General features: G+C 64.9%; 11 protein-coding genes. 5 read left to right on the forward strand and 6 right to left on the reverse strand.

The genetic code is table 11. The features are described from left to right. Position 1: 1 nt before the first annotated feature. The 3 genes from QM649_RS12980 to QM649_RS12990 all read right to left on the reverse strand — a co-directional run bounded on the left by QM649_RS12980 (position 2) and on the right by QM649_RS12990 (position 4490). Complete coding sequence (locus tag QM649_RS12980; RefSeq protein ID WP_415199472.1) at positions 2–1546, reverse strand: hypothetical protein; 1545 nt, start codon at positions 1544–1546, stop codon at positions 2–4. Further along, entirely contained in the window at positions 1543–2793 is a 1251-nt protein-coding gene (locus tag QM649_RS12985; RefSeq protein WP_415199473.1) for a hypothetical protein, read from the reverse strand. Before QM649_RS12985 ends, QM649_RS12980 begins: the two co-directional genes overlap by 4 nt. Before the next feature lie 143 nt (positions 2794–2936). After that, positions 2937–4490, reverse strand: a complete 1554-nt coding sequence (locus QM649_RS12990) for a GGDEF domain-containing protein (RefSeq protein ID WP_415199474.1) — start codon at positions 4488–4490, stop codon at positions 2937–2939. 148 nt (positions 4491–4638) lie between these two features. Here QM649_RS12990 and QM649_RS12995 point away from each other — a divergent pair, with 148 nt between their 5' ends. From QM649_RS12995 to QM649_RS13015, 5 genes are all read left to right on the forward strand, one after another. Continuing rightward, positions 4639–5613: an aldo/keto reductase gene (locus tag QM649_RS12995; protein ID WP_415199475.1), complete on the forward strand. Its 975-nt coding sequence runs from the start codon at positions 4639–4641 to the stop codon at positions 5611–5613. A 142-nt stretch (positions 5614–5755) separates the two neighbouring features. After that, entirely contained in the window at positions 5756–6304 is a 549-nt protein-coding gene (gene fabZ, locus QM649_RS13000) for a 3-hydroxyacyl-ACP dehydratase FabZ (protein WP_415199482.1), read from the forward strand. Then, entirely contained in the window at positions 6301–7077 is a 777-nt protein-coding gene (gene lpxA / locus QM649_RS13005; RefSeq protein ID WP_415199476.1) for an acyl-ACP--UDP-N-acetylglucosamine O-acyltransferase, read from the forward strand. The genes fabZ and lpxA overlap by 4 nt, the downstream gene beginning before the upstream one ends. Positions 7078–7113: 36 nt before the next feature. After that, positions 7114–7995, forward strand: a complete 882-nt coding sequence (locus QM649_RS13010) for an LpxI family protein (RefSeq protein WP_415199477.1) — start codon at positions 7114–7116, stop codon at positions 7993–7995. A gap of 242 nt (positions 7996–8237) precedes the next feature. Continuing rightward, positions 8238–8786, forward strand: a complete 549-nt coding sequence (locus QM649_RS13015; protein ID WP_415199478.1) for a peroxiredoxin — start codon at positions 8238–8240, stop codon at positions 8784–8786. Between the two features lie 513 nt (positions 8787–9299). On the opposite strand, the gene QM649_RS13020 is transcribed toward QM649_RS13015, so the two are convergent. The 3 genes from QM649_RS13020 to QM649_RS13030 all read right to left on the reverse strand — a co-directional run. Continuing rightward, the gene (locus tag QM649_RS13020; protein ID WP_415199479.1) at positions 9300–11948 is read right to left on the reverse strand and encodes an ADOP family duplicated permease; all 2649 of its coding nucleotides are present in this window, start codon (positions 11946–11948) and stop codon (positions 9300–9302) included. A gap of 21 nt (positions 11949–11969) precedes the next feature. Continuing rightward, positions 11970–14651 (reverse strand): ADOP family duplicated permease, encoded by a 2682-nt coding sequence (locus QM649_RS13025; RefSeq protein ID WP_415199480.1) that lies wholly within the window; start codon positions 14649–14651, stop codon positions 11970–11972. Between the two features lie 35 nt (positions 14652–14686). Continuing rightward, positions 14687–15943 (reverse strand): FtsX-like permease family protein (locus QM649_RS13030; protein WP_415199481.1); only part of this gene is annotated, 1257 nt, incomplete at its 5' end.

Here is a 15943-nt window from a genome sequence, read left to right on the forward strand (position 1 = left end):
TCTAAGGCACGACAGCGTCGAAGACCCCGGTCTCCACCGTGTCGCCATGCTTCATCTGCACAAAGACCCGGTAGTCTCCCGACTTCGGAAATCCGTAGGGGAAGCTCACGCTATTCGGTACCGCATTCAACGATGGGCCGTCCATCGCCATCCCCGGCATGGCGGACATCGGCATATCCGGCATGGACGTAGATGCGGGCGCCGCGGGCTGCAGAGACTGATTCTGCTTCTGCGCCATCATCATCGCCGCCATGGGCGCGGATCCCGCCGGATGGATATGTGCAAAGACCGTGCCGTCCGTCTTCACGAAGGCCGCGTGCCCCTGCATCCCCATGTAGAGAGCCATATCCTTCGGGGGCTGTCCATTCGGATCGAGCAGCGTAAAGGTGAACTCCTCGGGCTCGTTTGCCTTCAGCGGCGAAGGCTTTTTCCAGGCCATGGTATAGCCATCCGGCAATTTGTAACTGTTTTTGATCTCTGTTGCTCCGCCGGTGATGGTCAGGGGCTCCGCCGTTGCTTCGGCGTCGTCTCCTGCCAGCGGACGCCCGGGCACATATTTCGGAATCTTCACTGCCGAGACCATCGTCTCCGGGAAGCCGCTGGCGTGAACCACGTCCGCGTAGAGCCGGTAATCGCCTGCCGGCAGACTCGGCAACGCCAGCCGGAAATCCCCCGGCGCAGCCTGCTCCGGATGAAGATGGAAGACCACATCCATGCCCGGCCAGCGCAACAGGTACAGATGCATCAGGTGGTCGTGATCGGGAACGAAGTCGTCGAGCTTGCGTTGCCTGACCCATCCGGGATCGATGATCCGAAGATCGAGCACATCGCCCGGCTCGATGGCTGCCTGCATCTGCAGCGGCTTGTAGACGATGCGCGCATAGTCGAGCGCCTCGGACTTCCACCAGCGGTTGCCGAGCACCACCGCCGCCACCAGCAGCGCAAATGTAACCGCCATGGCGACATATCCCTTGCGCGCCGCCGGCAGCGCTTCACCCGGCTTGAGCTGCGACTCCCGCGCCGCCGCGCCCACGATGCCGACCATCCCCACCACCAGCAGCACGCCGAGGCAGGCCAGAAAGATGCCCATCCCCGTCTGCATGGTTGTGGTTCTGAGCGCCGTGGCGGCTACCGGGATGGACAGCACCCCGCTGCCCTGGCTCCCGCGCACCAGGAAGCGCACCTGCCACGAGCCCGACTGCATGATCCAGAGATGGCCGGTAAAGTACTGGGCGTCGGACGAGGGCCGCTTCATCGCATCCGGCACCGGAGGATGCAGCGAGGCCTCGCCAACCATCGGAATCGGAGTGATGTCGATGCCGTCGATGCCGCCCGTCTGCGAGCGCACCTCGATATCCGCCACGCCGGGAATCACCTGTGGCGGCCGGATCACGATGAAGAGCTTGTACGGCCCGGCGTCGCCCTGCTCATACACATCCGGGCTGCCGACATGCGCATGGAGGGGCAGCGCCGCGGCCAGCACCATCAGCAGCGGCACAATTCGTAACAAACGTTGATACATTTTCCGCGCGCGTGCGTTCGTCACCGCTGAATCCTCCGCATCCACCGCCCCAGCGCCAGGCCGAGCCACACCGAAATCGCCGCATAGACCATCGCTCGGCCCAATCCGCCCCACAGCGCGGCCCCGTGCTGCACATCGATCAGGATGTGGCGCACTTCGGGCGACCGCGAAGGCGTGGCGTAGTCGAAGTACCCGGTGCCGAAGAAGCGGTTCACGGCCGCAGGCGTCATCAGGAACGAGGCAAAGGGCCACTCCACCGCTACGAGCGACAGCACGAAGAGCGGACCGCCGACCAGCGCCAGCAGCCATGGCTTCCACTTCTCTGCTCTGGTCAGCAAGAGATCCGTCAGCACCGCCGGCACAAGGATCAGCACCGGGAACTGCGGCGGGACGAAGTGCGTCACATGCTGGTACACCGGGCCCAGCTTCGGCTCGGCCGGAAACAACGGCAGGATCAGGATCAGCCCGATCAGGAACACGGTGTAGATCGCCGCCATCCACGTCGCTGCCCAGCGATTCCGTGAGCACACATGCACCGCCGCAAAGTAGAGCGGCGTTCCCATCGCCACCGCGATGTACGAGTCGGTGTTGTGCAGCAGGAGGCTCCACGTGTATTCCATGCGGAAGAACATCGAGAGCACCAGCATCAGGCCTGCCGTATACAGCATCAGCCACTGCAGGTTGCGGAACTCCCGGCTCGCGGCCAGGCTCTCGCTTCCGCTGCCCTCGGGCACAAGCGCACGATTCATTTCCGCGACCACCAGGAAGAGCGCCCCGATGCACACCGCCCAGATGCCCACCATCAGCAGCGTGTGCGGCGGCGAGATGATCTTTACATCCAGCCCATAAGCGTTATGCCACCAGTTGTCGAAGGGCGCGGAAGTCAGCATCGCGATACCGCCCCACGCGGCCAGGAACGCGCCCAGCGGCCCGCGGAAGCCCAGCACACGCACCGATGAGGCGACCATGGCCTGGGGCCGCACAAACGTCGTCACCAGGATCAGGTATCCGCACGCGATCCCGGCCAGCACGCCACACGCGTAGATCGCCATGTGCGCCGGGGTCCAGAAGGTGTCCCGCCCGATCGACCGGTGCCAGGACACATCCCAGTGCGCGCCGATGGTCACCGATGTGACCGCCAGCGCCGCGCACCAGAGATACCACGGTATGCCGGCAGCCTTTGCGGCGGCCTGCGTATCAACCTGGGCAAAAGAAACAGAAGCAGGAATAGAGGAAGTACGACTCGACGAAGCCGCCTGAGCCATAGCCATGGAGCTCTCCTTGCTGGAAAGAGACGAGAAAAGCATACCTCCGCGTTGCGCTGCGGCATACGATTCCTTTGCATTCCCTGCGCTTCGACGGGAAATGCGGGCCGGAAACGGTCTTCCAGCGCTGCCTCGGTCTATGTCCCGGTTTATGCCCCGATGCCGGTCCCGCGCTCGACCCCGTACTCCGCTCCGCACTCCACCAGGGAAATCCTGTTCCGGCCTCCACGCTTGGCCAGGTAGAGACGGCTGTCTGCCGCCGAGATAAGCTCGGCGCAGTCATAGCCGGGAAACGGCTGTACCGCCGCGACTCCGATGCTGGCGGTCAGCCTGCCCGCAAAGGGGGAAGCATCATTGCGCAGGACGAGATTGCCGATGGCGGCATGCAGCCGGTCGGCGACGACCGCGGCCCCGGCGAGGTCGTTGCCCGGCAGAACCACGACAAACTCCTCGCCTCCGTAACGGGCGACAAAATCGCTGGGCCGCAGCAGCGCGCTCTTCACCGCCGCCGCGACTTCGACGAGGCAGCGGTCGCCGTACGGGTGTCCGTGCAGATCGTTGATCCCTTTGAAGTGGTCGATATCGATCATCATCAGCGCGATCCACTCGCGTTGCCGGATGGCGCGCGCCATCTGCATCTGGAAGACGTCCATCAGGTAGCGGCGGTTCGCAATGCCCGTCAGCGGATCGAGCGAGGAGAGCAGTTCGAGGGAGCGGTTCATCTCTCGCAGCTGCTCCTCGCGATAAAGCAGCTCTTCCCGCCCCACCAGGAAGTCCACCTGCACCACGGCTGAATGCGCTCCGGAAAGGAACATGGAGAGGGCCGTTGTCGCGATGGCGAGCACCAGGTGCCGCGAAGCGATGGAAAGCGCGAGGAGAAAGACGCAGACCGTGAAGCAGGCCGGCGCGAGGCTTTGCAATAGCAGGCGAAAACGCTGCGAAGATGCAGGCTGCCGGTTCTCCCGGTACGTCTCCACAGGCAGATACAGCGCGCCTACGCCCAGCGCCAGAAATGGGGCGCACCACAGGATGTCTGTCAGCGCGCCGATCTGCATGCCCAGCTTTTCGGCCAGCGTGTCGGTCACAATCTCCATCGGCGCGCTCAGCAGCAGATAGGTCATGAGCAGCCGCATGCAGCGCCGGTCCTCGCCGGCGGCCGAGGCAATCCAGCGCGCGCCCACAATGCAGATCAGGGTCGCGAGCTCCGCGCCATAGATCCAGGAGAGCACCGTGGCATCCGGATGCTGCGGCATGCGGAAGAGCCGCGCCTGCACCAGCATCACGATGATCAGCACCTGAACGAAGTTCAGCAGCTGCGTGCGCCGGATCGTCCGTGTCGCCGGAGTCGAGGCCACGGCCAGCAACAGCGGCAGCGCATAGATAAAGAAGAAAAAGTCAGACAGCTTGGGCGTAGGATCGTTCGCCTCTGACAGCACCGTGAGGTCGCAGAATTCGCCCACGCTCCAGAGCAGGCACGCCGCCGCAACCCAGTACCACGCGGTCCGTTCCGCCGGGGCAATCCGCAGGCAGCGCCATCCCACGCAGGCGATCGCAACCAGCGGGGAGAGCGCGATCATAACGCTGGAAGGAATCGCCGCCTGCCGGGCACAGAGAAGTATTCCCAGGTGCACCAGCACCAGTAGGACGACGAGGCACACCAGGAGGGCCCGCGAGCGAAGAAATGGGGGAACAGCAGCGCTCATGCGATTCGACGGCAGCCGGGGCTGCGCAAATTTATTGATATGCCAACATTCTCCCCAAAGTGATCCCCGAAGGCCAGAAAATTTTCGGCGAAAGAGGAACATGCCGAGATGCGGCGAATCCTTTTTCCTTTCCCGCATCCAATCAGGCATGAGCAAAGCACTCCATCGCGTGAAGCTGGGTCACTCCGACCTGGAAGTTCCCACCATCTGCCTGGGCGGCAACGTCTTTGGGTGGACTGTCCCGGAAGCCGAAGCCTTCCGCCAGCTCGACGCCGCGGTAGAGGCTGGCCTGAATTTCATCGACACCGCAGACATGTACTCGACCTGGGTACCGGGCCATAAGGGCGGCGAATCCGAGACGATCATCGGCAACTGGTTTGCAAAAAGCGACAAGCGCAAGGATGTCATCCTCGCCACCAAGGTCGGCCTCGACATGGGCGAGGGCAAGTCCGGCCTGAAGGCTGCCTACATCGAGCAGGCCGTCGAAGACTCGCTGCGCCGCCTCCAGACCGACTCCATCGATCTCTACCAGGCGCACCGCGACGACGAATCGACCCCACTCGAGGAGACCCTCGCGGCCTTCGACAAGCTCATCAAGGCAGGCAAGGTCCGCCACATCGGCGCCTCCAATTACAAGGGCGCGCGGCTGGCCGAGGCTCTCAAGGTCAGCAAGGACAACGGCCTGGCGGCTTATGTTTCACTGCAGCCGCATTACAGCCTGGTAGAGCGCAAGGACTTCGAATCCGACCTGCTGCCCGTGGTCAAAAAACACAACCTGGGCGTGATTCCGTACTTCTCTCTGGCCGCCGGCTTCCTGACCGGCAAGTACCACAGCAAGGCCGATGCCGATGGCCAGGCCCGCGGCGGCATGGTCGGCAAGTACCTCAATGAACGTGGCTTCGCCGTCATCTCAACGCTCGAAGCCATTGCGAAGGAACACACGTCGACGCCCGCCCGTGTCGCGCTGGCGTGGCTCATCGCCCAGCCCGGCGTCACTGCGCCGATCGCCAGCGCCACCAGCGAGAAGCACCTCACCGACCTCGTCGAGGCGACGAGGCTCACCCTGCACGCAGGCGACATCGAGAAGCTCAACGCGGTCAGCGCGAAGCCGATCGCGGAGTAAAGCGGTAATAAATAGATAAAAGCGGTCAGCATTCCGTCGCAAGAACGGCCAGTGGCACATTGCACTGGCCGTTTTTGTGCCTGATTGCCCATGGCATGACTGCCGCCGCCAACGCACAGATTTATAATCGCCGTTGGCAGACATGGAAACTCCGAACCCTATCCTCGACGGCAAACAGGTGCTGGATATCAACGACATTATGTCGATCCTTCCGCACCGCTTCCCTTTCCTCCTCATCGACCGGCTCATCGAAATCGAGCGGAAGAAGCGCATCGTCGCCATCAAGAACGTCAGCATCAACGAGCCCTTCTTCGCCGGACACTTCCCGAATTACCCCATCATGCCGGGTGTCCTCATTGTTGAGGCCATTGCCCAGGCCGGCGGCGCGCTGCTGCTGACGGAAGTTCCCGACCGCGACCAGAAGCTCATGGTCTTTACCGGCATCGAGCGCGCGAAGTTCCGCCGCCCCGTGGTGCCCGGCGACCAGCTCCGCATCGAGATCGACGTGCTCAACTGGAAACCCCGCGCCGTGCGCATGAAGGGCAGCTGCTTTGTGGAAGGCAAACTCGCCTGCGAGGCGACGGTCATGTGCCAGCTCGTCCCGCGCCAGCCGCAGAAGCCCGCGGACACGGCGGCTCCGGTTGCCGAAGCAGCGGTGGAACCCGCACTCGAGCCCGTGAGCCAGCAGTGAACATTCATCCGACCGCCATCGTCGCCCCCGGCGCGGTTGTGCCGGAATCCTGCATCGTGGGGCCGTATTGCACCATCGGCCCCAACGTCGTCCTCGGCGAGAACTGCGAGCTGGTCTCGCACGTGGTGCTCGACGGCCACCTCACCGTGGGCGCGCGCAACCGTTTCTTCCCATTTGCCTGCGTCGGCGTCGCGCCGCAGGATCTGAAGTACAAGGGCGAGCCCACCGGCGTTACGCTCGGCGATGACAACACCATCCGCGAGTCGGTCACCATCTCGCGCGGCACCGTAGGAGGCGGCGGCACCACCCGCGTCGGCAGCAACTGCCTCATCATGGCCTACGCGCACATCGGCCACGACTCGGTGGTCGGCGATCACTGCATCCTGGCCAACGCGGCCACGCTCGCCGGGCACGTCTTTGTGGAGAGCTACGCGGTCGTCGGTGCCCTAAATCAGGTGCATCAGTTCTGCCGCATCGGCAAGTACGCCTACCTCGGCGGTGGCACCACCGTCACGCAGGACGTGCTGCCCTTCTCGCTCACCTCGGCCAAGCGCGAAACCCATGCCTTCAGCGTCAACAAGGTCGGCCTCGAGCGCCGCGGCTTTACGAAGGAGCAGCTCAAGTCCATCCAGTACGCCTACCGCGTGCTGCTTGCCGCCAAGCTGAACACCTCGCAGGCGATCGAGCGGCTGAAGAGCGAAGGCGTTGCGACCGACGACGTGACCTACCTTGTCGAATTCATCGAGTCGGCAGAACGCGGCATCCACAAGTAAGCAGTTCCAACCAGTCGCCACATCCTGACCCCCATCATGACTACGAGCAAACTCGGCCTGATCGCAGGCAACGGCCGCTTTCCCTTCCTGCTCCTCGACGCGGCACGCGCCCACGGCGTCGAGGTTGTCGTTGCCGCCATCAAAGAAGAGACCGAGCCGGAGATCGAAGACCGCGCCCGTGCCGACAGCGGCATCCGCGTTCACTGGCTTTCGCTCGGCGAGCTCTCAAAGCTCATCGACACCTTTCAGAAGGAAGGTGTCTCGAAGGCCGTGATGGCCGGCCAGGTCAAGCACAAACAGATTTTCTCGAGCATCCGCCCGGACTGGCGGCTCGCCAAGCTGCTGCTTTCGCTGCGCACCCGGAGCACGGACATGCTTCTCGGCGCAGTGGCGAAGGTTCTCGGCGATGAGGGCATCGAGCTCGTCTCTTCCACGGCGTATCTCGAGCCGCTGCTTGCGCCCGCAGGCGTGCTCACCGCACGTTCCCCCAACGAGACCGAACAGCGCGACATCGAGTACGGACGGACGGTTGCGCTCGCCATCGCCGGTTACGACATCGGGCAGACCGTCGTCATCGCCAGCCAGGCCTGTGTCGCCATCGAGGCCATGGAAGGCACGGACGCCGCCATCGAACGCGCCGGGGCCCTGATGCAATCCCTCGACGAGGAAGCTTCGACACCCCAGGAGACGACCCTGGCCCGCAGCCTCACTGTCGTCAAGGTCGCAAAGCCCAAGCAGGATATGCGCTTCGATGTACCGGTCATCGGCATCCGCACCCTCGAAACCATGCGTCACGCCGGAGCCACGTGTCTCGCCCTCGAAGCCGGCAGGACGCTGCTCTTCGACCGCGAGGAGCTGATCCGCCTGGCGGATGAGGCCGGGATCTCGATTGTGGCTGTGCCGAATACGGCAGGATGAAGCTAGAGCGGGTAGCGGGGATTCTCGCCGAGTGAGGAGAACCGCAGCTCGCTCCACTGCGTGAGACGAAAACCCGTCTCGCTTTGGTCGAGATGACAGGTTGTTGGCGAAAAGCGCCAGCATCTACTCCACGCAGCAGCAGGGAATTCACACGGCTGTCGCCGAACGGCGTGCAAGCGCTACCTCGAAAGTGCTCTAATAATCCCGTCGCGCATTTCACCCGAACCTCGCAGGAGAATCGTATGTCTCGCACACTTGTTGTCATCGCCGCCGCCGTCGTTGTCATCCTCGGCGGCCTCGCCGTTCGCAGCTTTGCCGCCGACACCGGCACGCTCCCGCAGGAAGGCCAGATCGCGCCGACCTTTACTCTGCCCAACCAGGAAGGCCAGCCCGTCAGCCTCGACAGCTACAAGGGCAAGTGGGTCGTTCTCTACTTCTATCCCAAGGACATGACCTCGGGCTGCACCCTCGAGGCGCACAACTTCCAGCGCGATCTCGACAAGTACCAGGCGGCGAACGCCGTCATTCTCGGCGTCTCCGTGGATTCGGTCGACAGCCACAAGCAGTTCTGCACCAAGGATTCGCTGAGCTTCAACCTGCTCGCCGACCCGGACAAGAAGACCGTGCAGGAATATGGCTCGCTCGGCAACTTCGCCGGCTTCCAGATCGCCAACCGCAACACCTTCCTCATCGATCCGCACGGCAAGATCGTGAAGGTGTGGACCAAGGTAGCGCCCAGCGGCCACAGCGACGAAGTCCTGACCGCAATCGCCAGCTTCGAAAAGAAGTAACTGCTCCGCGCAGGGCGGATCGCCTTCGGCCTCCGCTCCCGTTGGCCGCGAGACGCTTCGAATAGCCCACCCAGGCTCCGCTTGGGTGGGAACACAGGACTCGCACAAAAGCATCTGTCATTCCGACCGAAGCGAGACGGATTTATCGTCTCGCACAGTGGAGGAACCCGCAGTTCTTTTCGGGAATTGAGAGAACCGCAGGTTCCTCCGCTTGGGTCGGAATGACAATTTTTATTTCTAGAGGAAGAGAATCGGGTGCCCCACGTCTCGATTCTGAGACGTGGGTATGTCGAATGCCGATGGCCGGTACAAACAACCCCGTTCACCACAGAGGACACGGAGAGCACAGAGGCTCTCGTACCACCCTGCGGAGATAAAAGCCAAGAGATGGATGAGAACCGCAGGTTCCTCCACTCCGCTGTGCTCCAGTCGGAATGACAAAGAGAAAAAGCTCGAACCGGAACACAACGCACGAGGTCCACACAGAAACGCCCTGCTTTCGCAGGGCATTTTTTATTCCAATCGCAGGGCAATCATCGGGTCGGTCTTCGCCGCGCGCCATGCAGGGATAAGACACGCTGCGATCGCCGCCACCAGCAGCACCGCAACCGTCCCCGCATAGACACCGGCATCGAGCGGCGTCGTCGCATAGAGCGTCGCCCGCAGCGCCTGCGTCACCGCGAGGCTCGCCACCACGCCGCAGCCCAGTCCCCACAACGCCGGTGCGAGACCTGTCACCAGCATCAGCCGCAGCACCTCTTCGCGCCGCGCGCCCAGCGCCATGCGGATGCCGATCTCCCCACGCCGCTGCGCGACCACGTACGAAAGCACGCCGTAGAGTCCCACCGCCGCCAGCAGTAGCGAGAGCCCGGCGAAGGCGCCCAGCAGTGCCGCATTCCGCTGCGAGTCGGCTGTCGAAAGCCCAAGCACCTGGTTCATGGTCAGGATGCGCGTCACCGGCAGGTCCGCATCGAGCCCGGCCACGATCTTCTGCACCGGCAATGCCAGCGATGTGACATCCGTCTTGCCTCGCACTACCAGCACCGCGTCGGGTGCGACCGCGCGATCGCCGGAGAGGATCGGAAACCACATCATCGGCCGGTTCGGCTGCCCAAGCTCCCACGGCGTATCCGCGACGACGCCGATGATCTCGAAGGTCTCGAGATCCTGCGTGAGCGACGTGCGAACGACCTGCCCGACCGCGTCCTTTCCGCCGAAATACATCTTCTCGAAGGTGCGATTGACCACCAGGAAATGATGATTATCCAGGCGCTCGTTCCCGGTGAAGCTTCTGCCGCGCAGCAGGGGAATCCCCATGGCCGCGAAATATCCCGGATCGGCGGTGCGGAAGAGCGGCGATTCGTGCTGCGAGGCGCGCGTCTCATCCTCGCCCGGCAGCCACACATCGGTATCGCCGTAGTAGCCGTCACCCGGCACCACGTTGGTCAGCCCCGCGGCCTCAACCCCGCCCAGCGCACGCACTTTTTCCAGCAGCGCCGTATGAAGCGCAACAATCTGCGACGGCTGCTGATAGGCGTTGCCGCGCAGGAAGAAGCGCATAGTGAGGACGTTGTCCGTCACGCAGCCGATCTGCTCGCCCTTCAGCCGCAGGAAGCTGGTAAAGAGCAGCCCCGCGCAGACCAGCAGCACCACGGTGAGGCCGACCTCCGCCGCCAGCATGGTGCGCAGTAGGCGCGTGCGGCCGGCGCCGGCGCTCATCGTGCGGGCGTTATCTTTCAGAGCCTCTGTCATGCCGCCGCCAGTCGCAGCCAGCGCTGGAACCAGCCCCGAGAGCACGCCGGTCAGCATCACCAGCCCCATCGCAAATAGCAGCACCACGCCATCCACGTGCACACTCTCTGCCCGGGGAAGGCCATCCCAGTGGCGCACCAGCCAGCGCACGGCGAGCACTGACAGAGCCATGCCTGCGACACCGCCAGCCGCGCACAGCACCAGGCTCTCCGCCACCTGCTCCACGCAGAGCCGCAGACGGCTGGAGCCCAGCGCGGCGCGCACCGCGATCTCCCTGCGCCTGCCCGCGCCGCGCGCCACCATCAGGTTCGCAAGATTCAGGCAGCCGATAAGCAACAGGCAGCCGACCGCGGCCATGAGCACCAGCAGCGGCTCGCGCACGCCCTTCGTCAGGTCATGCTGCATGGGGCGCGTCTCCACCAATTTGCGCACGGGGCCTGCGCCGCCGAACTGGGCAACGATCTGGTGCTGGATCGCCGTCAGCTCCTCGTTGGCCGTCAGCCCGGTCACACCCGCGCGCAGCCGGCCGACCACATGCGCCTGGTGTCCGTAGTGGTTCGCCGCCATCTTCGGGCTCGTATCCGCGCGGAACGGCACCCACAGCGCCGTCTCCGTGTCGGGATAGGCAAAGTCCGGCGGCAGTACGCCGACGATCGTGTAGGCCTGCGTGTTGAGCCGTATCGTCGAGCCCAGGGCCGACGGGTCGCCATGGAAGCGCCGCTCGAAGAGGCTCCAGGTGAGCACCGTCACCAGCCGACCTTCCCCGGAGTCTTCCTCCTCGGTGAACCAGCGCCCCAGCGCCGTGTGCACGCCCAGCGTCGGCAGCAGCGAGGCCGAGCCCGCGCCTGCATCGGCGAACTCCGGCAGCTCGCCTGCGGAGCCCGCAAGATTGAAGCCGCTTACGCGCCAGATCGCCATGTTCTCGAGGCCAGCCGCCTTGCGCCAGTCATAGTAATCGCCGGGCGCGACAAGATTGCCTGAGGCCTCCTCGCCCGGCTCGTCCATGCCATAGATGGCGACCAGCTTCGATGGATCGGCAAAGGGCAGTGGCCGCAGCAGCACCGCGCGCACCAGCGTGAACAGCGCCACGTTTGCGCCGATGCCCAGCGCAACGATCGTCATGGCCGCCAGCGCGAAGCCCGGCGCGCGCCACAGCCTTCGCGCCCCGTGCGAAAGATCGCGCAGCAGGATCTCGAGCCACGGCAGGCCACGCTGATCGCGCCACGCCTGCTGCGTCTGCGTAAAGCCGCCATGCCTCACCAGCGCCTGCCGCCTCGCCTCCTGTTCACTCAGGCCACGCCGCACGCCGTCCTCGATCTCCATTGCCAGATGGCTCTCAAACTCGGCTGCGAACTCGCCGTTATCCTTGCGCCAAACCCCCGACAACCGCCGCAGAAATGCTCTGAGCATCCGCATCGCACCCTCGCTTCGTTATTCCGTCCGCAATGCCGCCATCGGATCCACCCTCGTCGCACGCCACGCAGGCACGGCGCACGCCGCCAGCGCGACCAGCAGCAGCACGCCGGTGACCGCGCCCATGGTCAGAGGATCGAACGAGCGCACGCCGAAGAGCAGCGCCGAGCTGGCCATCATCGGCGTCACCAGCGCCGCGCAGCCCAGCCCCAGCGCTACGCCGATCAGCGCCAGCCTTCCGCCCTGCGCCAGCACCCAGCGCATCACCCGGCTGCGGTCCGCGCCCAGCGCCATGCGCACGCCGATCTCCTGCCGCCGCTCGCTCACCGCATAGGCGATCACGCCGTAGATGCCGAGACTCGCGAGCACCACCGCCACGCCCGCGAAGACGCTGAGCAGGATCATGGAGAAGCGCCAGCCCGCGAGCGAGTCATTCACGATCGAGTCCATGGTCGCGGGACCGTAGACCACCTGCTCGCGGCTCATTTCGGTCATCGCGCGCTTCACCGCCGCGAGCGCCGCACCCGTGTCGTTGCCCTTCGCCCGGACCAGCACGTCCACTCCCATCGGCACGAGGCCAATCTGTACCGGCGGCAATTGCATCACCGGCTGGAAGGTCTCGACGCGCAGCGACTGACTCGCATCGCTGTCGAGTCCCCACTGATTCACGTGCGCGACTACACCCACGACCAGGGACGGCTTTTCGAGATTCTCGAAATGCACCTCTCTCCCGATCGGGTCCTGGCCTTTGAAATACGTATTCGCGAAGATGTCGTCGATGACCACCACCGGCGGCGCGTGCTCATCATCGCCAGCCTGAAGGAAGCGCCCGCGCAGCAGCGTCATGCCCATCGTCTTCAGATATCCCGGCCCCACGTTGTAGCGCAGCGCCATGTGCATCTGATTCTGGTTTTGCGGCTTGGCCTCGCGGTCCAGCCAGAAGTACTGGTCGTCCTCGCTATCCAGCGGGATCGCGCCCCAGGAGAAAGACACCGCCTCGATGCCCGGCGTAGCGGCGATCCGCGCCTCGGCCTCGCGCAGATAGCTGCGCACGCCGTTCTCGTCCTCACGCGCTACCGAGGGCGCTGCCTGCAGGCCAAATGTCAGTACACCGTGAGGTTGAAAACCCATCTGCACATGGGAGAGAGCGACCAGGCTGCGGATCGCGAGACCCGCGCCCGCCAGCAACACCAGCGCAAATCCGATCTGCAGCACGGCCAGGGTGCTCTGCGCCCGGCTCTGCCCGCCATGCGATCCGCGGCCACCCTCCTTCAGCGTGCCCACCAGACTCTGCCGCGAGACCTTCCGCGCCGGCGCAAGGCCGAAGAGCATGCCCGAGAGCAGGCTCACACCCAGCGTGAAGAGCAGCACCGTGCCGTTCATGTGGATCTCCGCCGCGCGCGGCAGCGTCGCGGGCAACGCGGCGATGGCCGCCTTCGTGCCCAGCGCCGCCACCAGCAGACCCAGCGCGCCGCCTGCCAGCGAGAGCATCGCGCTCTCGGTCAGCAGCTGGCGGATGAGCCGTCCGCGTCCAGCGCCCAGCGCGGCGCGCACCGCGAACTCCTGCGAACGCGCATGCGCCCGCGCCAGCATCAGGTTGGCGACGTTCACACAGGCGATCAGCAGCACGCAGCCCACGGCCCCCAGCAGCACCAGCAGCAACGGCCGCACCTCGCGCACCATCGAGTCCTGAAAGTTCGTCAGCTTCGCGCGAATGCCCACATCCTCGCGCGGATACTGCTGCTCCAGCCGCTCCGAGACGTGCAGCAGATCCTCCTGCGCCTGCGCGAAGGTCACGCCTGGCTTCAGCCGCGCGATGCCGTGCAGACCCAGCCCGGCGCCGCGATCCTTCAGGGCCGGGTTCCCGAACTGCCCGATCGGCACGTAGATCTCCGCCGCCCGGAAGGTTCCCACCGCGAGACGGAAGCTCTCCGGGATCACGCCGACGAGGGTGTAGTCGCGTCCATCCAGCGTGAGCACATGCCCCAGCGCCTTCGGATCGCCGCCCAGCTTGCGCTTCCAGAAGCTTTCACTGACCATCGCCAGGGGCGCGCGCCCGATCTCATCCTCCCCCGGCGCAAAGAGCCGACCGATCAACGGCTTCACACCGAGCAGAGAAAAGAAGTCCGACGACACCAGCTCCGCACGCACTTCCTCCGCGTCGCCGAGGCCGGTCATGTTGTAGCCGGTTCCCCGCGAGATCGCAAAGCCTGCCAGCGTCCGGTTGTCCCGATGCCAGTCGCGGAAGTTCGGATACGAGACAGAGCCTTCCGAGAAGTTCGGCTTGCTGGCATTCACCGTCACCAGCTCCTCGGGATGAGGAAACGGCAGCGGATGCAGCAGCACGCCGTCCACCACGGAGAACATGGCCGTGTTCGCGCCGATGCCGAGCGCCAGCGTCAGAATGGCCACCACCGCAAAGCCCGGCTTCGCCGCCAGCGTGCGTGCGCCGTAGGCCACGTCCTGCATCAACTGCTCGAGCCATGGCAGCCCGCCACGCTCGCGATACGCCTGCTGCGCCTGCGCAAGTCCGCCGTTGCGAACCAGCGCCTGCCGCCGCGCTTCCTGCTCTGTGAGGCCACGCCGCATGCCGTCTTCGATCTCCATCGCCAGATGCCCCTCGAGCTCGGCGGCAAACTCGCCGTCATCCCGCCGCCAGATCCCTGTCACCCGCCGAAACAACGCTCTTACCTGGCTCATCGTGAATCGATTCCTCGTTGACCCGTTCATTGTGCTCACTCCGCCCGTAATGCCTCTACCGGATTCACCCGCGTCGCGCTCCGCGCCGGCAGCAGAGAGGCCAGCATCGCAACCACGCACAGCGCCGCCGCCGATCCCAGAGCCGCCAGCAGCAGCGATCCCATACCGCTACCGTTCAGCAGCCGCGTACCGGCGCCCATGGCCGAGGTACGGAACTGGAGCGCGCCCGCCGCCCGCACCACCAGCACCGACAACACCGCGCCCACGCCGACTCCGGCCAGCGTCAGCCGCATCCCCTGCCCCAGCACCATGCGCAACACATCCTCCCGCCGCGCGCCCAGCGCCATGCGCACGCCGATCTCCCGCCTCCGCTGCGAGACCGCATACGCCACCACGCCGTAGAGTCCCACCGCGGCCAGGATCATCGCCAGCGCGCCCATCACAGACAGCAGGCTTGCGGCCACGCGCTGTGAGTAGAGCGACGCACCGATGAAGTCCTCGAGCGAGTCCGGATCGTAGACGTTCACATCCGGATCGATGGCCGTGACCTGCCTGCGCAGCGGCGCGAGCATCTGCATCGGGTCACCCTCCGCGCTGCGCACGTAGAACGCCAGGTCCATATCCGCGCGATAGAACTGCCGGAAGGGCACGTAGAAGTACGGCACACCGCTCTCGCCCACGTAGTGATACTTGCTGTCCTTCACCACGCCCACCACCGTGATCCACTCTCCCCAGCCGTGCACGCGATGTCCGATGGCGCTATGCCCGCCGAAATACTTCTGCTCGAAGGTCTGGTTCACGATCATCACCAGCCGCGACTGCTCGTCGTCGTGCTCGGTGAACTCGCGCCCCTCGACCATCGGGATCTTCATCAGGTCGAGATAGCCGGGTGACACCACGTTGCGGAAGAGCTTCATGTTCTCGCCCGGCTTCGGAACGTAGCCCTCGATCTGGAGGTCCTCCCACCAGCTCGGTTCGAAGCCCAGCGGCACGCCGTCGGAGTAGGCCGCGCCCTTCACACCCGGCTCCGCGCTCATCCTGTCGGCAAGCTGTCGTACGAAGACCTTGCGCGCGGCGAGGTCGTATCCGCTGGTCGCGAGATAGAACTTACCCAGAAGCACGTGCCTGGGGTCGAAGCCCGGGTCCATTCCCCGCGCCTGCTCGAAGCTGCGCACAAACAGTCCTGCCGAGACCAGGGCCACCAGCGCCAGCGCCACCTCGGCCATCACCAGCGTCGAGCGCAGGCGGCGTCCTCCGCGCCCGGCCATTCCGCCGCGGCCACCCTCGCTCAT

It is taken from the genome of Silvibacterium sp., assembly GCF_047605705.1.
Taxonomy (GTDB): Bacteria; Acidobacteriota; Terriglobia; order Terriglobales; family Acidobacteriaceae; genus Silvibacterium.